Below are 18948 nucleotides of genomic sequence, written 5' to 3' on the forward strand. Positions count from 1 at the left end.
CAGCCTATCAGCCCCGGGAGGGGTTATCGTCCGCGGGCTGCGGACCGTCCTCGGCATCCCCCCTTTCCGGGGGCGCCGGGCGTCGCGCTTCGTCGATGACGTCGGCGAGCGTGGGCAGCGAGGCGTCGCTGACGACGGGCACGCGCATGCGCACCATCACGATCGCGTCGATCGCGAGCGAGACCACCACGCTGATGACGAGCGCGATGAAGAACACGCCGGCATTCAGCCACGGCTGACCCCGCAGCAGGAACAGCACGACGAGGAAGACGACGAACTTCAGCAGCCATCCGCCCATCACGGCGCCGAAGAAGATCGGCACGTACAGCGGATCGCCGAACCACCGGTTGGACACGAGGATCGTGACCGCCGTGAACCCGAGGAAGACCGCCGCGAGGACGATCGCGACCAGCGCGCTCCACAGACCGGAGGTCCCGGCCACGGCGAAGCCGATCAGCGCGCCGACGACGGCCAGGATGCCGGTGGCGAGGGCTGACCACAGGAGGGTCGTGCGCAGGACGGTGGTGCTGGACAGGGAGCTCATGAGGTCCTCGGGGTCGGATCGGACGGGGGCGCCGCGGCGCCGTCGGCAGCGGTGGGGGCGGAACGCCGGGACGGCATGAAGGTGACGACGAGGCAGGCCGCGATGCCGACGAGGACGAACACCCCGCCGATCGCGTAGTCCCCCGGCCAGTTCTGGGTCGTCCCGATGTACATGAGCAGCACGCCCACCGACACCACGGCCGTCCATGCGTAGAAGATGAGGACGGCGTCGCGGTCGCTGTGCCCCATGTCGAGCATGCGGTGGTGCAGGTGCTTGCGATCGGGAGAGAAGGGCGACTTCCCGCGCGCCATGCGGCGCACGATCGCCATCCCGAAGTCCAGCAGCGGCAGCAGCACGACGACGACGGGCAGCAGGATGGGGATGAACGCACCCAGCAGCTGCGAGCGGCCGAACACGTCGTTGTCGCCGAGCAGCGCCGGCGGCAGGTTGCCCGTGAACACGATCGCCGACGACGCCATGAGAAGACCGAGCAGGAGCGCCCCCGAGTCTCCCATGAACAGTTTCGACGGGTTCCAGTTCAGCGGCAGGAAGCCGACGCACACACCGATGAGGGCGACGGCGATGAACGAGGCGAGGCTCGAGTAACTCGATGCGCCCGTGTCGCGCGCGACGAGGTAGGTGTACACGAAGAACACCGCGTTGGCGATGAGAGCGACCCCGGCGACGAGACCGTCCAGTCCGTCGATGAAGTTGACCGCGTTCATGACGATGACGATCGCGATCACCGACATCGCGAAGCTCGCGAAGCTCGACACCACGAACTGCTGGCCGAACGGGATGAAGAAGATCTGGATGCCGCCGAAGCCCACCACGATGCCGGCGGCGAGGAACTGCGCACCCAGCTTGATCATCCAGTCCAGATCCCACAGGTCGTCGAGCACACCGACGACGACGATCAGGGCGGACGCGCCGAGCAGCGACCAGATGACCGCCGGATCGGCCCAGAAGATCTGGAAGTAGCCGATCTGCGAGGAGATGCCGAAGGCCACCAGCACGCCGAGGAACATGGCCACACCGCCGACGCGCGGCTTGGGCGTGGTGTGGACGTCACGCTCACGGATCTCGGGGTACAGCTTGAGCCGCATCCCGATCCGCCAGACGACCCAGGTGAAGCCGAGGGTCGCCACGGCCGTCACGGCGACGGTGAGCAGATAGAACCTCATGGCGCGGGCGCGTCGTCGCCGAGCGGCTCGGGGTCGGGCTCGAGCAGCTCGCCCAGCACCTCGCGGAGCCGGTCGCGCGGGACGGCGCCCTCGCGGAGCACCCGGACGGGACGCCCTCCCGGGACGGCGAGTCCCGTCGCGTCGACGATCGTCGACGCGACGCCGTGCGAGGACGGTCCCCCGTCGAGGTAGACGGAGACGCTGTCGCGGAGCATCGTGTAGGCGCTGTGCACGTCGACGGCCGCGGCCTTGCCGGTGAGGTTGGCGCTGGAGACCGCCAGCGGGCCGCAGTCCTCGAGCAGCTCGAGCGCGATGCGGTCGGCGGGCATGCGCACCGCCACGGTGCCGCCCGTGTCGCCGAGGTCCCACGACAGGGAGGGCTGCGACGGCAGCACGATCGTCAACCCGCCCGGCCAGAACTCCTCGACCAGTCGCTCCACGGGAGCCGGAACGTCCGAGACCAGGGCGCGCATCGTCGACAGGCCCGCGACCAGGACCGGAGGGGGCGACTGGCGCCCACGCCCCTTCGCCGCCAGGAGCGCGGCGACGGCGCTGGCGCTGAACGCGTCGGCTGCGATGCCGTACACGGTGTCCGTCGGCATGACGATGAGCTCACCGCGCCCGATCGCCTGCCGTGCCTTGCGCAGACCCGGAAGCAGCTGCTCCGTGTCGCGGGCGTCGAAGAACTCAGACATATCGTGTCCAGTCTACGTTTGACCCGCGCGACGTTTCGACTCGCTGCGCTCGCTCAACGACCGGAAGGCACGCGACGTTTCGACTCGCTGCGCTCGCTCGACGACCGGAAGGTCAGGGGCGGAGGGCCGTCGTCGCCCGGTCGCGGAGGGTGAGGTCGGGATGCGTGGCGCACGCGCGCCAGCCGTCGGCCTCCAGCAGCGCGCGGATGGGGCCGCCCTGCCATTCCCCGTGCTCGATCACGAGGGTCCCGCCGGGGCGCAGCAGACGCCGGCCGACCCGGGAGAGCACGCGGACGACGTCCAGGCCGTCCTCTCCCCCGTACAGCGCCGACGGCGGGTCCCAGTGGCGCACCTCCGGGTCGCGCGGCACGGCGGCGTCGGGGACGTAGGGCGGGTTGGAGACGAGCACGGCCACCGAGCCGTCGAGCTCCGGGAACGCGTCGGCGAGGTCGATGAACGCCAGGCGCGCCTGCGGCGCGTGCCGGGCGAAGTTCTCCTTCGCCCACACGAACGCGTCGAGCGCGTTCTCCGCCGCGTGCACCTGCGCGTGCGGCACCTCCGTGGCCATCGCCAACGCGATGGCGCCCGAGCCGGTGCCCAGGTCGACGGCGACGGGCTCGGCATCCGGCACGGCGCGCAGCGCGTCGATGGCGAGCTGGGCGACCATCTCGGTCTCGGGCCGCGGCACGAAGACTCCCGGACCCACCCGCAGCTCGAGATGGCGGAAAGGAGCCGTGCCCGTGAGGTGCTGGAGCGGCTCACGGGCGGCGCGGCGGGCGATCAGCGCCTCGAACGCCGTCGTGTCATCGGGGACGTCGTCGCCACGCAGAGCCGCGGCGAGCAGTTCTCCGCGCGTGCGGCCCCAGACGTGCGCCGCCAGCAGCTCCGCATCGACGTCGGGCGTCGGCACCCCCGCGGCGGCGAGCGTCTGCGTCGCCCGTCGGAGCAGGTCGGACAGGCCGGTGGCAGCGCGTCGTGCGGGCGCGCCGGAATCGTGCGGGGGGATCATGAGCCCTCCCACCCTAGTCGCGCCCGCCGGCGGATGCCGCGCGGGAGGCCCGTGCACCCGTGAAGAATCGTCACAATCGACTCCGGAGCAGATCGGGCGCTTAGGCTGGTGCGAGACGCCGACGGCGACGCGATCACGCACGACCGGGCGGCACCCGACCGCACGAAAGGCAGGCCATGTCCGGCATCCACCCCGACATCACGAGCGCATTCGGCAACACTCCCCTGGTGCGTCTGAACCGCATCGCCGAGGGCCTGCCCGGAACGGTGCTCGCCAAGCTCGAGTTCTACAACCCGGCGTCCTCCGTCAAGGACCGCCTCGGCATCGCGATCGTCGACGCCGCCGAAGCGGCGGGCGCGCTGCAGCCGGGCGGCACGATCGTCGAGGGCACGAGCGGCAACACCGGCATCGCGCTGGCGATGGTCGGCGCCGCACGCGGCTACAAGGTCATCCTCACGATGCCCGCGTCGATGTCGGTCGAGCGTCGTCTGCTGCTGAAGGCCTACGGTGCCGAGCTCGTGCTCACCGAGCCCGCGCTCGGCATGAAGGGCGCCGTCGCGAAGGCGGAGGAGATCGCCGCCGCGACGCCCGGCGCCATCCTCGCCAAGCAGTTCGCCAACGAGGCCAACCCCGCCATCCACCGCAAGACGACGGCCGAGGAGATCCTCCGCGACACCGACGGCGAGATCGGCTACTTCGTGGCCGGCATCGGCACCGGCGGCACGATCACCGGCGTCGGCCAGGTGCTGAAGGAGCGGGTGCCGGAGGCGAAGGTCATCGCCGTCGAGCCGGCCGACTCCCCGCTGCTGACCAAGGGCACGCCCGGGCCGCACAAGATCCAGGGCATCGGACCGAACTTCATCCCGGAGATCCTCGATCAGGGCGTCATCGACGAGGTCGTCGACGTCGAGTTCGACGACGCGATCCGCGTCGCCCGCGAGGTCGCAACCACGGAGGGCATCCTCGTCGGCATCTCCTCCGGCGCCGCGATCTGGGCCGCGCTGCAGATCGCCGCCCGCCCCGAGGCCGAGGGCAAGAACATCGTCGTGATCATCCCGTCCTTCGGCGAGCGGTACCTCTCGACGGCGCTCTACGAGCACCTGCGCGAGGACTGATCCCCGACGTGACCCGCACCACCGGCCCCTCCGCCGCGCCGCGACTCGGGGCGTTCGCCCGCGTCCGCGAGGACATCGCGGCCGCGAAGCTGCGCGACCCCGCAGCCCGCGGCGCGGCGGAGATCGCCGTGCTCTATTCCGGCCTGCACGCGATCTGGTCCTACCGCCTGGCGAACGCCCTGTGGCGGCGCGGCTGGCGCTTCCCGGCCCGGGCCCTGTCGCAGCTGACGCGCTGGCTGACCGGGGTGGAGATCCATCCCGGCGCGACCATCGGGCGCCGCTTCTTCATCGACCACGGCATGGGCGTCGTGATCGGCGAGACCGCCGAGATCGGCGACGACGTCATGCTCTACCACGGCGTCACCCTCGGCGGACGCACCCGCGACGCGGGCAAGCGCCACCCCACCCTGGGCGACGGCGTGGCGGTGGGCGCCGGCGCGAAGATCCTCGGCCCCGTGCGCATCGGCGCCGGATCCGTCATCGGGGCCAACGCGGTCGTCACGCGCGACGCACCGGAGGACTCGGTGCTGGTCGGCGTTCCCGCGAAGGCGCGCACGCGCCGCGCGGGCGAAGACACCCGCGCGCTGCTGACGACGCCGGAGTACTACATCTGACGCATCGTCAGGACGCGCGGCGGCTCTCGACCTTCTTCTTGAGGAGCACCGCGGGCAGCAGGAACGCCGCGATCGCGGTGACGACCCACACGATCATCGGGGCGACCACCCAGGTCCACCAGGGCGATCCGATCGTGAGCCCCGCCCCCGGGATGATCGCCGTCACGAGCAGCGCGACGAAGGTCGACACGATGCCGATGCCGCCGAGGAAGGCCGGCGCGTTGCGCTGGGCGACGCGCGCGAGCCACGGGGCGAGGACGCTCTGCAGCACCGCGAAGATCACGATCGCCAGGATGAACCCGAACGGACTGCGCCAGTCGATCGTGAAGCCGGGCAGCACGATGTCGGCGACGATGAGGCCGACCGCCGCCGACGCGAGGAAGACGAGGGCGCGCAGGAGGAACGTGATCATGACGCGAGCGTAGCGGCATCCGTCGGCGCGCGACGACCCACGCGGTCAGTCGCCGCCGAGCGCCGCCAGCCGCGCCTCTTCGTCGGCGGCGATGGCCGACTCGATGAGGGGCCCGAGGGCCCCGTCCATGACCTGATCGAGGTTGTAGGCCTTGTAGCCGGTGCGGTGGTCGGCGATGCGGTTCTCGGGGAAGTTGTACGTGCGGATGCGCTCGGAACGGTCCATGCCGCGGATCTGCGAACGGCGGGCGTCGGATGCCGCGGCATCCCGCTCCTCCTGCTGCTTGGCGAGCAGCCGGGCACGCAGCACCCGCATGCCGGCCTCGCGGTTCTGCAGCTGGCTCTTCTCGTTCTGCATCGAGACGACGATGCCGGTCGGCAGGTGCGTGATGCGCACCGCGGAGTCGGTCGTGTTGACGGACTGTCCACCCGGACCCGACGAGCGGAACACGTCGATCTTGAGGTCGTTCGCGTCGATCTGCACCTCTTCGGGCTCGTCGACCTCCGGGAAGACGAGGACACCCGTCGTCGACGTGTGGATCCTCCCCTGCGACTCGGTCGCGGGGACGCGCTGCACACGGTGCACGCCGCCCTCGTACTTGAGGTGGGCCCACACCCCCTGCGCGGGGTCGGTCGAGCTGCCCTTGATCGCGACCTGGACGTCCTTGTAGCCGCCCAGATCGGATTCGTTGCGTTCCAGCAGCTCGGTCTTCCACCCCATGGATGCCGCGTACTGCAGGTACATCCGCAGGAGATCGGCCGCGAACAGGGCCGACTCGGCGCCGCCCTCCCCCGCCTTGACCTCGAGGATCACGTCGCGCGCGTCATCGGGGTCGCGCGGGATGAGCAGGCGCCGCAGCTTCTCCTGCGCGGCGGCGACCCGCTCCTCGAGGACCGGGACCTCGTCGGCGAAGGCGTCGTCCTCACGGGCGAGCTCACGCGCGGCGGCGAGGTCGTCGTCCGCCGCACGCCACGCGTCGTGCGCCGCGACGATCTTCGACAGCTCGGCGTAGCGACGGTTGACGCGCTTCGCGCGGGCGGCATCGGCGTGCACCGCGGGGTCGGAGAGCTCCTCCTGGACCGCGCGGTGCTCGTCGATCAGCGCCTGGACGGACTCGAACACGGTCCCGCTCAGCGGATGCTGTTCTCGTGTCCGTGGCTGTGGCCGCCGGCGGTCGTGGACACCGACTTCATCTGCACGTTCTGCATCTGGTAGAGGAACTCCACGTTCGAGCTCGTCTCCTTGAGCTTGCCGAGGACCACCTCGAGAGCCTGCTGCGGGTCGAGGCCGGCGAGGGCGCGACGCAGCTTCCAGGTGATCTTGACCTCGTCGGGGTTCAGCAGCATCTCCTCGCGGCGCGTGGACGAGGCGTTGACGTCGACGGCCGGGAAGATGCGCTTGTCGGCCAGCTGACGCGACAGGCGCAGCTCGCTGTTGCCGGTGCCCTTGAACTCCTCGAAGATGACCTCGTCCATCTTGGAGCCGGTCTCCACGAGCGCCGTCGCGAGGATGGTGAGCGATCCGCCGTTCTCGATGTTGCGGGCGGCACCGAAGAAGCGCTTGGGCGGGTACAGGGCCGACGCGTCGACGCCACCGCTGAGCACGCGGCCGCTGGTGGGCGCCGAGATGTTGTAGGCGCGGCCGAGACGCGTGATCGAGTCGAGCAGCACGACGACGTCGCGGCCGAGCTCCACGAGGCGCTTGGCGCGCTCGATGGCGAGCTCCGCGACGGTCGTGTGGTCTTCGGCCGGGCGGTCGAAGGTCGAGGCGATGACCTCGCCCTTGACCGTGCGCTGCATGTCGGTGACCTCTTCGGGGCGCTCGTCGACGAGCACGACCATGAGGTGGACCTCGGGGTTGTTCGTCGCGATCGCGTTCGCGATCTGCTGCAGGACGATCGTCTTGCCGGCCTTCGGCGGCGCGACGATGAGACCGCGCTGGCCCTTGCCGATCGGGGCGACGAGGTCGATGATGCGCTGCGTGAGCTTCTCCGGCGCCGTCTCCAGGCGCAGGCGCTCCTGCGGGTAGAGCGGCGTGAGCTTGCCGAACTCGACGCGCTCGGCGGCGTCGTCGACCGACAGGCCGTTGATGGCGTCGACCTTCACCAGCGCGTTGTACTTCTGGCGGCTCGACTGCTCGCCCTCGCGCGGCTGCTTGATGGCGCCGACGACGGCGTCGCCCTTGCGCAGGTTGTACTTCTTGACCTGGCCGAGCGAGACGTAGACGTCGCTGGCGCCCGGCAGGTAGCCCGTCGTGCGCACGAACGCGTAGTTGTCGAGCACGTCCAGGATGCCGGCGATCGGGATGAGGACGTCGTCCTCGCCGATCTCGGTCTCGAACTCGTCGCCGTTCTGGTTCTGTCCGCCGCGACGCTTGTTGCGCTGACGACCGCGTCCCTGACCCTGCTCGTCGGCGTCGTCGTTCGACGTGTTGTCCTCGGCGGGGGCCGCGGGAGCGGCCGGCGCGTTCTGACCGCCCTGCGTGGCCGGGGCGTTCTGCGCGGCCTGGGCGTTCTCGCCGCGCTGGCCGCGGTTGCGGCTGCGGCTGCGCGAACGGCTGCGGCTGCGGCTGGGGGTCTCGCCCTCGGCCGCGTTCTCGCCGGATGCCGTGGCGTCGGCGGCTGCAGCGTCGGCACCCGTCTCGTCCTGGGCAGGAGCGGTCTCGCCCTCACCGGACGGGGCGACGGCGTCGGTCGCCGCAGCCGCGGTGTCGGGGGTCTCCGCCGGCGCGGCGGTCTCGGCGGGCGCGTCCGCGCTCTCGGCGACGGGCGCGTCGGCGGTCTCGACGACGGCGGCGGTCTCGGCGGCGGGGGCCTCGGCGGCGGGGGCCTCGGCATCCGTCGCCTCGGCGGCCGGCACGTCGGTGCTCTTCGCACGGCGCGGGGCACGCTTGCGCGGCGCCTTGACGGGCTTCTCGACGACCGGCGCCTCCTCGCTCGCGGCGGCGGGGGCCTCGGCATCCGAGGGCACCTCGACGTCGGGGGCCTCGCTCTGGACGGCCTCGGCGGCGGGCTCCTCCGGCGCGACGGGCTCCTCCGCGGGAGCCTCCTCGGTGGGAGCCTCCTCGGCGGCGGCCTCCTCGACGGGGGTCTCCTCCGCCGGGGTCTCCTCGGCGGTGGGGGCGTCGGTCACCTCGGTCGCGGCGGCGTCGCCGGCGGCTTCCGTGTTCTCGACGTTCTCGATGTTCTCGGTCTGGATCTCGGAGAGGGACTCCACGAGTTCTCCTTCGTAGGCATGTGGACGGGGACCGTCCGCATCGCGCCGTCCACGACAGGCGCTACCGCTCTCGTGCGCGCATGCACGTCTAGCTCAGACGCGCGATGGTGCAACGTGAGGGTTATGCGGTGGTTCGCAGAATTGCGACGGAGGCCAGATTCACGGTCACGCCGTGGCACCCTCCGTATGGTTCCTCACTGTACCACCCCTGACGTCGACGGCGAGCATGCGCGGCTCCCACGGAGTGTCCGTGACGGTGGCCGCCACCTCCGCGGCCGCGAGACGCTGACCGGGACCGTCGGCGAGCACGAGCACGCTCGGTCCGGCTCCCGACACCACCGCCGCGAAGCCACGGGCACGCAGGGCGCGAACGAGCTCGTCGGTCGCCGGCATCGCCTGGGCCCGGTACGACTGATGCAGCTTGTCCTCGGTGGCCGCCATCAGCAGCTCCGGGCTCTGCGTGAGCGCCGCGATCAGCAGGGCCGAGCGCGACACGTTGAAGACGGCGTCCTCGCGCGTGACCTGCAGGGGCGCGAGCCCGCGCGCGACCGACGTGGACATCGTGAAGTCGGGGACGAACACGAGCGGAGCCACGCCGCGGTGCACCAGCAGCTTCTTGTGCTGCGGGCCGTTCTCGTCCATCCACGCGATCGTGAGGCCGCCGAACAGCGCCGGTGCGACGTTGTCGGGGTGCCCCTCGAGCTCCGTCGCGAGCCGCAGCAGCGTGTCGGGACCGAGCTCGACGTCGCCGGCGAGCAGCCCCTGGGCCGCGAGCAGTCCGGCGACGACCGCCGCGCCCGACGAGCCCATGCCGCGCCCGTGCGGGATGGTGTTGTGCGCGACGAGACGGATGCCGGGCATCGGACGGCCGGAGGCCTCGAAGGCGTACGCCATGGCCCGCACGACCAGGTGCGAGGCGTCGGTGGGCACGTCCGCGGCGCCCTCCCCCGAGACGACGATCTCCAGCCCCGGCTCGGGCAGCGCCGTGACGACGAGCTCGTCGTACGAGCTCAGCGCGAGGCCCAGCGTGTCGAAGCCGGGCCCGAGGTTGGCGCTCGTCGCGGGCACGCGCACCGCGACGGCACGCCCCGCCTCTGCCGCGGTCATGCCAGGTCGAGGACGGACGCGACCTCACTGGTCGTCGCGTCGACGACGGTGGGCTCGACCTCGGTGCCGTCGGCGTTGCGCAGGGCCCACTGGGGGTCCTTGAGGCCGTGGCCGGTGACGGTGATGACGATGGTCGCGCCGGCGGGGATCACGCCCGCCTCAGCCCGGTCCAGCAGGCCCGCGACGCCGATCGCGCTGGCGGGCTCGACGAAGACGCCGGCCGTGCTGGCCAGCAGCTTCTGCGCCGCGAGGATGCGCGCGTCGTCGATGGCGCCGAACCAGCCCTGGGTCGCGTCGCGCGCTTCGAGGGCGAGCTCCCACGAGGCGGGGTTGCCGATGCGGATCGCCGAGGCGATCGTCTCGGGGTTGCGGACGACCTCGCCGCGCACGAGCGGCGCGGAGCCCTCGGCCTGGAAGCCGAACATGCGCGGCACCTTGGTCGCGACGCCGCGCGCGGCCTCCTCGCGGTAGCCCCGGGAGTAGGCCGTGTAGTTGCCGGCGTTGCCGACGGGGATGAGGTGGAAGTCGGGGGCGTCGCCGAGCTGGGAGACGACCTCGTAGGCGGCCGTCTTCTGCCCCTCGATGCGGTCGGGGTTGACCGAGTTGACGAGGTGGACGGGGTAGTTGTCGGCGAGCTCGCGCGCGATCTCGAGGCAGTCGTCGAAGTTGCCGCGCACCTGGATCAGCCGACCGCCGTGGATGACCGCCTGGCTGAGCTTGCCCATCGCGATCTTGCCCTCCGGGACCAGCACGGCCGCCGTGATGCCCGCGTGCGCCGCGTAGGCGGCGGCGGATGCCGACGTGTTGCCGGTCGAGGCGCAGATGACGGCCTTCGCGCCGTGCTCGACGGCGCGCGAGAGCGCGACCGTCATGCCGCGGTCCTTGAACGAGCCGGTCGGGTTCATGCCCTCGAACTTGATGAAGACGTTCGCGCCGGTCTGCTGCGAGAGCGCCGCGGCGGGGATCAGGGGCGTGCCGCCCTCGCCGAGCGTCACGACCGTCGACGTCTCCGTGACGCCGAGCCGATCGGCGTATTCGCGCAGGACTCCCTGCCAGACGTGTGCCATGTCCATCTCCTTCTTGCGGTGCCGCGACCGCGAGTTCAGTTTCCCCGGATCAATTGCCTTCGACGCGCAGGACCGACACGACGCGGCCGACCACGCCGCTGGCGGCGAGACGGTCGACGGTGTCGCTGAGGTCCTGCTCGCGTGCCGTGTGGGTGCCGATGACCAGCCGCGCGACACCCGGAGCGTCCTCGGCCTCGGTGGGCACGGTCGGCTCGATCGTCTGCTCGACCGTCGCGATCGACACGCGTCCCTCGCTGAGGATGCCGGCCACCGTCGCGAGCACACCCGGCTCGTCGGAGACCTCGAGGGTGATCTGGTAGCGCGTGGTGACGCGGCCGATCGGGAGCACCGGGAGGTTCGCGCGCGTGGACTCGCCGACCCCGACCCCGCCGGCGATGTGGCGCCGCGCCGCCGACACGACGTCGCCGAGCACGGCGGACGCCGTCTGCACGCCGCCGGCGCCCGCGCCGTAGAACATCAGGTTCCCGGCCGCCTCGGCCTGGACGAAGACCGCGTTGTTGGCGCCGTGCACGCTCGCCAGCGGGTGCTCGCGCGGGATCAGGGTGGGGTACACGCGCACCGAGATCGCCTCGCCGGTGGGCGAGTCAGCCTCGGCGTCGGCGAGACGCTCGCAGACGGCCAGCAGCTTGATGACGTAGCCGGCGTGACGGGCGGCATCCATCGCCTGCTTGTCGATGCGCGTGATGCCCTCGCGGTGCACGGCGTCGAGCGGGACGGCGGTGTGGAACGCGAGCGAGGCGAGGATGGCCGCCTTCTGCGCCGCGTCGTAGCCTTCGATGTCCGCCGTGGGGTCCGCTTCCGCGTAGCCGAGCTTCTGCGCGTCGGCGAGGACCTCGTCGAAGCCGCTGCCCTCGCTGTCCATGCGGTCGAGGATGTAGTTGGTCGTGCCGTTGACGATGCCCATGATCCGCTGCACGCGGTCGCCGGCGAGCGAGTCGCGCAGCGGCCGGATGATCGGGATGGCACCGGCGGCGGCGGCCTCGTAGTACACCGACGCGCCCACCTGATCGGCGGCGTCGAAGATCTCCGGGCCGTGCGTGGCCAGCAGCGCCTTGTTGGCGGTGACCACGTCGGCGCCCGACGACAGCGCCAGCAGGATGTCGGTGCGGGCGGGCTCGATGCCGCCCATCAGCTCGATGACGATGTCGGCGCCGACGATCAGCTGCTCGGAGTCGGTGGTGAACAGCTCGCGCGGCAGGTCCGCGTCGCGCGGCGCATCGGGGTTGCGCACCGCGATGCCGACGAGATCGAGCGCGGCGCCGGCGCGGTCGGCCAACTCGTCCGCGTGCTTGCGCAGGAGCGCGGCGACCTGGGACCCGACGGCCCCCGCCCCGAGCAGGGCCACACGCAGTCGACGGTAGTCGGTCATTCGTTCTCCTCGCCGGATGGGGAGCCGGACGCGACCCCGAGGTCGCGCGCCAGCAGGTCGTCGATGGTCTCGCCGCGCACGATCACCCGTGCCGCGCCGTCCCGGACGGCGACGACCGGCGGCCGCGGCACGTAGTTGTAGTTGCTCGACAGCGAGAAGCAGTAGGCGCCGGTCGCGGGCACGGCGAGCAGGTCGCCGGGGGTGACGTCGCCGGGCAGGTACTCCGCGTCGACGACGATGTCGCCGGACTCGCAGTGGCGGCCCACCACGCGGGCCAGGGCGGGCGCGGCATCCGAGGTGCGCGATGCGAGACGGGCGGAGTACTGCGCGCCGTACAGCGCCGGACGCGCGTTGTCGCTCATGCCGCCGTCGACGCTGACGTAGAGCCGTTCGAGCTCGTCGCTGACCTGCACGGGCTTGACGGTGCCCACCTCGTACAGGGTCACACCGGCGCGACCGACGATCGTGCGGCCCGGCTCGAAGGCGAGGTGAGGAAGCGGGATGCCGCGGACCTCGCACTCGCGCGCGACGGCGTCGACGATGCCGTCGGCCAGCGCGGCGATGGGCGTGGGCGTATCGACCGACGTGTAGGCGATGCCGAAGCCGCCCCCCAGGTTGAGGACGGGGATGTCGCCGCCGGCGAGCAGCTGCGCGTGGAGGTCGACCACGCGAGCCGCGGACTCCTCGAAGCCGCGCGCGCCGAAGATCTGCGAGCCGATGTGGCAGTGCAGGCCGACGAAGCGCAGGCCCGGCAGCTCGCGGATGCGGGCGACGACGGCCGGGGCGTCGGCGAGGGCGAACCCGAACTTCTGGTCCTCGTGGGCGGTGGCGAGGAAGTCGTGCGTCTCGGCGTGCACGCCGCTGTTCACGCGGACGAGGACCGCCTGCGGCTCGGCCCCGGCGGCGACGCGGCGCTCCACGATCGCGGCGAGCCGCTCGAGCTCGATGCGGGAGTCGATGACGATCGAGCCGATGCCGATCTCGACGGCGCGCTCCAGCTCGGCCACCGACTTGTTGTTGCCGTGCAGCCCGAGCCGCGACGCGTCGGCGCCGGCGGCGAGGGCCACGGCGAGCTCACCGCCGGTGGCGACGTCGACCGCGAGTCCCTCTTCGGTGACCCACCGCACGACCTCCGTCGACAGGAACGCCTTGCCGGCGTAGTAGACCCGGGCCTGCACCCCGTGGCGGGCAGCGGCGGCGGCGAACGCCTCACGCACCTCGCGGGCGCGTCGGCGCACGGCATCCTCGTCGAGGACGTACAGCGGTGTGCCGAAGCGGGCGCGCAGCGCGGCGGCGCCGACGCCGGCGATGAGCAGCTGGCCGTCGTCGTCGCGGGCGGCCGAGGCCGGCCACACGGCCGCGGCGAGCGCGTTCGCATCGTCCGGCACGGTGAGCCACGCGGGCACGAGCGGGCGGTCGGAGGCGGCGGACACGTGCGGAACCAATCGTGTGGGGTCGGGCTGCCGACGGTCACGTCACGCCCGGCAGTCCTAGAAGTCTAGGGCACCCCCGCATGCCGCCTCACGCATGTGACGACCCCCGCGAGACCCCCGGGCCCGCCCCGCCTCAGCTGCACGTGCCCTTCTGCTGCAGGGCCGTGTCGACGGTGATCCGCGGATCGACCGCGATGTCCGCGACCACCTGCGATCCGTCGACGCGCACCGCGGACAGCGTGAGCCCGGCGGGCAGGTACTGCTTCACGCACACGTCCCAGTCGCGCACCACGGTGCGCGCGACCGCGCCGAACTGGTCGATCAGCACGTCCGCCGACACCTCGGCGCCCGACACCCGCAGCGTGCGCGGCGTGAGCACCAGGTCGCCGTCCGACGTCGAGGGGGCGAGGCTCACCCCGACCGGCACCGACAGGGCGAACAGCCTCAGCTCCGTCGACATCACGATGTCCGGCGCCTCGAGCGTGACGGCATCCGCCGGGAAGCCCTCGACGGTGCCGAGCAGCGCCCGCACCTGGGCCTCGTCCAGACGCACGGTCGCCGACGCGCTCTGCAGCGGCTGGTCGCCGCCGACGGGCACACCCGCGGCGTGCACCTCGACGTCGCCCGTGAGCTGCCCGAGCGGGACGTCCGCGGCGGACACGGTGACCTCGTCGAGACGGCCCGCGATCAGCTGCGGCAGCATCTGACCGGGGACGGCGACGTCGATCTGTTGATCGGCGGGGAGGTCGAGCCGCGACACGACCTGCTCGCGGATCGTCCGCTCCACGACACCGCGGGCGATGTACTCCCCCGCGAACCACGCGCCGACGGCGAGCGCCGCGACCGCGAGCACGGCGATCAGCCACGGCCAGCGGCGGCTGCGGCGTCGTCGCGGTGCGGATGCCGCGGCATCCGTCGACAGCACCCACTGCGCCGTCGGGTCGGGAAGCGGCTGGGTGGGGTGCTGGTCGCTCACGTCACATCCGCTCGGGCGCGCTCACACCGAGGAGTCCGAGTCCGTTGCGCAGCACCTGACCGGTCGCGTCGTTGAGCCAGAGCCGCGTGCGGTGCAGGTCGGTGACCGGCTCGTCACCCAGCGGCGTCACCCGGCAGGTGTCGTACCAGCGGTGGTACAGGCTCGCGAGCTCCTCGAGGTAGCGCGCGACACGGTGCGGCTCGCGCACCTCGGCGGCGTAGGCCACGATGCGCGGGAACTCCTGCAGGGCGCCGAGCAGGGCCGACTCGCTCTCGTGGTCCAGCAGCTCGGGCACGAACGCGCTGCGGTCGACGCCGGAGTCCGCCGCGTTGCGCGCGACGTTGTGCGTGCGGGCATGCGCGTACTGCACGTAGAAGACGGGGTTGTCGTTCGTGCGCTTCGTGAGGATCTCGGGGTCGAGCGTCAGCGGCGAATCGGCGGGGTACCGCGCGAGCGAGTAGCGCAGCGCATCGGTGCCGAGCCAGTCGCGCAGGTCGTCGAGCTCGATGATGTTGCCGGCGCGCTTGGACAGCCGCGCGCCGTTGACCGAGACGAGCTGGCCGATCAGCACCTCGATGTCCTTCTCGGGGTCGTCGCCCGCCGCGCCCGCGAGCGCCTTGAGGCGGTGGACGTAGCCGTGGTGGTCGGCACCGAGGAGGTAGATCTTGTGCGCGAAGCCGCGGTCGCTCTTGTTGAGGTAGTAGGCGGCGTCGGCGGCGAAGTAGGTGTACTCGCCGTTGGAGCGACGGATCACGCGATCCTTGTCGTCACCGAAGTCGGTCGTACGCACCCACACGGCGTCGTCCTGGTCGAACACGTGCCCCTGGGCCCGCAGGCGGTCGACGGCCTCGTCGACGAGGCTCGGCTCGCCGTTCGGGCCGTGGGCGTGGAGCGTGCGCTCGCTGAAGAACACGTCGAAGTGGACGTTGAACTTCTCCAGCGACGCCTGCAGGTCGGCCAGCTGCAGGGCGTACGCCCGATCGCGCGCCTCGACCACCTGATCCTCCGCCGGCAGGTCGAGGATGCCCGGGAGCTCGGCGAGGACGCGACGGGCGAGGTCGTCGATGTAGGAGCCCGGATAGCCGTCCTCGGGGGTCGGCTCGCCCTTGATGGCGGCGAGCACGGAACGGCCGAAGCGGTCCATCTGCGCGCCCGCGTCGTTGATGTAGAACTCGCGCACGAGCGTCGCACCGCTGGCCAGGAGCACCCGCGCGATCGCGTCGCCCAGGGCCGCCCACCGGGTGTGGCCGATGTGCATCGGGCCGGTCGGGTTCGCGCTCACGAACTCCAGGTTGATGCTCTGCCCGCGCTGGGTCTCGTTGGTGCCGTAGGCCGCGCCGGCCTCGACGATCGTCCGGGCCAGGGCACCGGCGGCGCCCGCCTCGAGACGGATGTTGATGAAGCCGGGACCGGCGACCTCGACGCTCGCGACGCCGTCGGTGGCGGCGAGCGCGTCGGCGATCTCCTGCGCGAACTCGCGCGGGTTCGCCCCGACCGCCTTGCCGAGCTTCAGCGCGGCGTTGGACGCCCAGTCGCCGTGGTCGCGGTTGCGCGGCCGCTCCAGCGGCAGGTCGGCCGCGGTCAGACCGGCGCTCGCACCGGGGCGTCGCGCCTCGGCGAGCGGGGCGATGACGGCGAGGAGGGCGGCGGAGAGGGCGTCGGGGTTCATAGCCCGTCAAGTCTACGGGCGCGTGCCGCCCGCAACCTGCGTGCGCGGCTCGGCATCCGTCGTGAGGTGCGGGTCTTGCAGGCCCTCCCCGCGCACGGGCGCCGGCACAACTCCACCTGAGACGTCTGCGAAGCCACGAAAGCTGCGGACAGCAGACCCAAAGGCGGAGTTGCGCAGGCACGTCGAGCCCCACGGCCGCGGTGGCGGCCCGGCTGGCGCGGCCGGGTCAGGCGAGCTGGACGAGCTCGGCGAAGTCGTCGAGAGCGGGGTCGGATGCCGCGGCCGCGGCATCCTGCGCCGCGACGTCGGACGCGTCGTCCGGCAGGACGCACGCGTCGACGCGCATCCGCTGCAGGCCGACGTAGCCGCCGTGGTAGCTGAGGAACGCGCAGTCGGCGGCGTCGCGGCCGGTCGCGATGCGCACCAGCGAGCGGCGGTTCGCGAGGCGGGTGGCGTCGATGACGTACCAGCTGCCGTCGAGGTAGGCCTCGGCGACGGCGTGGAAGTCCATCGGGCGCAGCCCCGGCGCGAAGCACGCGGCGTAGCGGGCCGGCATGTCCATGGCCCGCAGCAGGGCGATGACGACGTGCGCGTAGTCGCGGCAGACGCCCTGGCCGGTCATCAGCGTGGTGACGGCCGAGTCGGTGCCCTGGCTGAGCCCCGGCGTGTAGGTCGTGCTGGAGGCGACGAACTCACTGACGGCCGCGATGAGGTCGAGGCCCTGCAGCCCCCGGAACTGACGCCGCGCCTGCGAGAACACCTCGTCGGACTGGCAGTAGCGGCTGGGGCGCAGGTAGGTGATGGCTTCCAGGTCGCTCGTCGCGCGCTGGGCGACGTGGCCCTCGATGAGCGCCTCGTAGCGCACCTCGAGACGTCCCGACTCGCCCAGAAGGCGGTGCAGCCGGCTCCCGGACTGGTCGATGATCTCCGTCGGGGTGTACACGCGATCGCCCTGCGTGAAGGTCAACTCCTCGCGCAGGACCGGGGCCGGCTGGGCCGCCGCGATCTGGAAGATGAGGTCGACGGAGGCCCCGAGATCGAGGTCCAGTTCGGCGGTCACGAGGCGTTGCACCGCAGTATCCTCGCACGCCGCGGAGGCGGTCGCGCACACGGATGTCCGGACCCTCTCACGCGGGTCCCCGACGGCCGATTCCGGTTTGTGCCGGCCGTGACCTACTCTCGTCGCATGTCCGCCGTCCGCCGCCCGCGTCGCCGCCTTCCGGCGGGCGCACCGGCGACGCTCGCGACGCTCGTCGCGGTCGCCTGCGGCGTGGGTGTCTGGCAGCTCGCGGTGCGCATCGCCGACCCGGCACCGGCCGCGGTCGCGGCCGCCGGCAGCGACGCCGTGGCGGTGGCACCGGCATCCCTCGTGCTGCCGGATCACCCCACGGTGCTGGTGTTCGGCGACTCCTGGACCTACGGCTCGGCAGCCGCATCGCCGGCCCTCGGCTACGCCGCCGTGGTCGGCGATCTCGCCGGCTGGACGACGGTGGTCGACGGCGTGCGCGGCTCCGGGTATCTCACACCCGGAATCGACGGGCCCGACTACGCCACGCGCATCGCGGCGCTCGACCCGCGGCTCGATCCGGACCTCGTGATCGTGCAGGGCTCGATCAACGATCGACGCGAGCCGGCGGCGGGCTATCGGCAGGCGGTGGATGCCGCGTGGGACGCCCTGGCCGAGCGGCTCCCGCGCGCGCAGGTGGTCATCCTCGGGCCGGCGCCGCAGGTGCTGCCCGTCGAAGCGGCGACGGCGCGGATCGACGCGGATCTCGCCGCCGCGGCCGCTGCGCGCGGCTGGTGGTACATCTCCCCCGTCCGCGAGCGCTGGATCACGCCGGCGAACTACGCGCAGGTGATCGACGCCGGTGCCGGGCGCCAGCACCCCTCGACCGCCGGGCACCGCTACCTCGCGGAGCGGCTCGCGGCGGCGGTCGCGGCGCTGCAGCGGTGATACCCTCGATCGGTACGCCTCCGTAGCTCAGGGGATAGAGCGTTGGTTTCCGGTACCAAAGGTCGCAGGTTCGATTCCTGTCGGGGGCACTCCTAGTTCCGCACGTCGTCGCGACGCGTCCGCGTCACGCGTCGTCATGCGCCGTCACACGCGCTCATCTCGCGGCACGGGGACACCCCTCCTCCTCCCGTCGAGACATGACCCGCACGACGCTGCTGGAGGAGGAGGCCGTCGCCTTCGCCCGCGATCTCATCCGCATCGACACCGTCGACACGGGTGTCGCCGATCTCGTCCTCGCGTTCCTCGCGTTCCTCGCCGACGAGGAGAGACCCTGCAGGCGGCGATGGCGGCGGAGGACGAGCAGGGCATCGTCGTCCCGTACCTGCTCCCGGCCTCCACCGACAACAAGCACTTCACACGCCTCGGCATCCACGGCTACGGGTTCATCCCGCTCCGCGTGCCGCGGGGCTTCGACGTCTTCGGCCAGTTCCACGCGGCGGACGAGCGCATCCCTCTCGCGGCGCTGCACTTCAGCGCGCACGACGGCCCGCATCCTGCAGCGCG

At 72.0% G+C, this 18948-nt stretch carries 17 protein-coding genes, 1 tRNA gene and 1 pseudogene; 5 read left to right on the forward strand and 14 right to left on the reverse strand.

Features of this window, described 5'->3' with window-relative positions; translation table 11 throughout:
* Nucleotides 1–7: 7 nt before the first annotated feature.
* The 4 genes from MHO01S_RS14140 to prmC form a co-directional block, all read right to left on the reverse strand.
* A complete protein-coding gene (locus MHO01S_RS14140) occupies nucleotides 8–544 on the reverse strand; it encodes a Cg1360 family ATP-synthase-associated protein (protein WP_060958894.1) in 537 nt (178 codons plus the stop codon).
* Nucleotides 541–1728 (reverse strand): MraY family glycosyltransferase, encoded by a 1188-nt coding sequence (locus MHO01S_RS14145; protein ID WP_060958895.1) that lies wholly within the window; start codon nucleotides 1726–1728, stop codon nucleotides 541–543. Before MHO01S_RS14145 ends, MHO01S_RS14140 begins: the two co-directional genes overlap by 4 nt.
* Nucleotides 1725–2423, reverse strand: coding sequence for an L-threonylcarbamoyladenylate synthase (locus MHO01S_RS14150; RefSeq protein ID WP_061782497.1), 699 nt, complete (start codon nucleotides 2421–2423; stop codon nucleotides 1725–1727). Before MHO01S_RS14150 ends, MHO01S_RS14145 begins: the two co-directional genes overlap by 4 nt.
* Before the next feature lie 112 nt (nucleotides 2424–2535).
* The gene (prmC, locus tag MHO01S_RS14155; RefSeq protein WP_060958897.1) at nucleotides 2536–3432 is read right to left on the reverse strand and encodes a peptide chain release factor N(5)-glutamine methyltransferase; all 897 of its coding nucleotides are present in this window, start codon (nucleotides 3430–3432) and stop codon (nucleotides 2536–2538) included.
* A 176-nt stretch (nucleotides 3433–3608) separates the two neighbouring features.
* Here prmC and cysK point away from each other — a divergent pair, with 176 nt between their 5' ends.
* Together cysK and epsC are read left to right on the forward strand one after the other, a co-directional pair.
* The gene (gene cysK / locus MHO01S_RS14160; protein ID WP_061782498.1) at nucleotides 3609–4547 is read left to right on the forward strand and encodes a cysteine synthase A; all 939 of its coding nucleotides are present in this window, start codon (nucleotides 3609–3611) and stop codon (nucleotides 4545–4547) included.
* Between the two features lie 8 nt (nucleotides 4548–4555).
* Nucleotides 4556–5161 carry a serine O-acetyltransferase EpsC gene (gene epsC, locus MHO01S_RS14165; RefSeq protein ID WP_060958899.1) on the forward strand — a complete coding sequence of 202 codons (606 nt, stop codon included), beginning with the start codon at nucleotides 4556–4558 and terminating at the stop codon, nucleotides 5159–5161.
* 7 nt (nucleotides 5162–5168) lie between these two features.
* On the opposite strand, the gene MHO01S_RS14170 is transcribed toward epsC, so the two are convergent.
* The 10 genes from MHO01S_RS14170 to MHO01S_RS14215 all read right to left on the reverse strand — a co-directional run bounded on the left by MHO01S_RS14170 (nucleotide 5169) and on the right by MHO01S_RS14215 (nucleotide 17502).
* Entirely contained in the window at nucleotides 5169–5573 is a 405-nt protein-coding gene (locus MHO01S_RS14170; protein ID WP_060958900.1) for a phage holin family protein, read from the reverse strand.
* A 45-nt stretch (nucleotides 5574–5618) separates the two neighbouring features.
* On the reverse strand, nucleotides 5619–6695 hold the full coding sequence (prfA, locus tag MHO01S_RS14175) for a peptide chain release factor 1 (RefSeq protein WP_060958901.1): 1077 nt from the start codon (nucleotides 6693–6695) through the stop codon (nucleotides 5619–5621).
* Nucleotides 6696–6703: 8 nt separating this feature from the next.
* Nucleotides 6704–8788: a transcription termination factor Rho gene (gene rho, locus MHO01S_RS14180; RefSeq protein WP_061782499.1), complete on the reverse strand. Its 2085-nt coding sequence runs from the start codon at nucleotides 8786–8788 to the stop codon at nucleotides 6704–6706.
* A 165-nt stretch (nucleotides 8789–8953) separates the two neighbouring features.
* Nucleotides 8954–9895 (reverse strand): homoserine kinase, encoded by a 942-nt coding sequence (gene thrB / locus MHO01S_RS14185; RefSeq protein WP_060959191.1) that lies wholly within the window; start codon nucleotides 9893–9895, stop codon nucleotides 8954–8956.
* The gene (thrC, locus tag MHO01S_RS14190; RefSeq protein ID WP_060959190.1) at nucleotides 9892–10962 is read right to left on the reverse strand and encodes a threonine synthase; all 1071 of its coding nucleotides are present in this window, start codon (nucleotides 10960–10962) and stop codon (nucleotides 9892–9894) included. Before thrC ends, thrB begins: the two co-directional genes overlap by 4 nt.
* Before the next feature lie 49 nt (nucleotides 10963–11011).
* Nucleotides 11012–12352: a homoserine dehydrogenase gene (locus MHO01S_RS14195; RefSeq protein WP_061782500.1), complete on the reverse strand. Its 1341-nt coding sequence runs from the start codon at nucleotides 12350–12352 to the stop codon at nucleotides 11012–11014.
* Nucleotides 12349–13785, reverse strand: a complete 1437-nt coding sequence (gene lysA / locus MHO01S_RS14200; protein WP_061782501.1) for a diaminopimelate decarboxylase — start codon at nucleotides 13783–13785, stop codon at nucleotides 12349–12351. The genes MHO01S_RS14195 and lysA overlap by 4 nt, the downstream gene beginning before the upstream one ends.
* A 133-nt stretch (nucleotides 13786–13918) precedes the next feature.
* Nucleotides 13919–14761: an LmeA family phospholipid-binding protein gene (locus MHO01S_RS14205; protein ID WP_061782502.1), complete on the reverse strand. Its 843-nt coding sequence runs from the start codon at nucleotides 14759–14761 to the stop codon at nucleotides 13919–13921.
* 1 nt (nucleotide 14762) lies between these two features.
* Nucleotides 14763–16430, reverse strand: a complete 1668-nt coding sequence (locus tag MHO01S_RS14210) for an arginine--tRNA ligase (protein WP_061782503.1) — start codon at nucleotides 16428–16430, stop codon at nucleotides 14763–14765.
* 226 nt (nucleotides 16431–16656) lie between these two features.
* On the reverse strand, nucleotides 16657–17502 hold the full coding sequence (locus MHO01S_RS14215) for a transglutaminase-like domain-containing protein (RefSeq protein WP_060959185.1): 846 nt from the start codon (nucleotides 17500–17502) through the stop codon (nucleotides 16657–16659).
* Nucleotides 17503–17616: 114 nt separating this feature from the next.
* Between MHO01S_RS14215 and MHO01S_RS14220 the strand changes: the two genes are divergently transcribed.
* The 3 genes and pseudogenes from MHO01S_RS14220 to MHO01S_RS14230 form a co-directional block, all read left to right on the forward strand.
* Entirely contained in the window at nucleotides 17617–18384 is a 768-nt protein-coding gene (locus MHO01S_RS14220) for an SGNH/GDSL hydrolase family protein (protein WP_082808091.1), read from the forward strand.
* A gap of 16 nt (nucleotides 18385–18400) precedes the next feature.
* A tRNA-Arg gene (locus MHO01S_RS14225) sits at nucleotides 18401–18473 on the forward strand.
* Between the two features lie 254 nt (nucleotides 18474–18727).
* Nucleotides 18728–18948: pseudogene (locus MHO01S_RS14230) on the forward strand (hypothetical protein); the annotation flags it as partial.

This window comes from Microbacterium hominis NBRC 15708, from assembly GCF_001592125.1.
GTDB classification, from domain to species: Bacteria; Actinomycetota; Actinomycetes; order Actinomycetales; family Microbacteriaceae; genus Microbacterium; species Microbacterium hominis.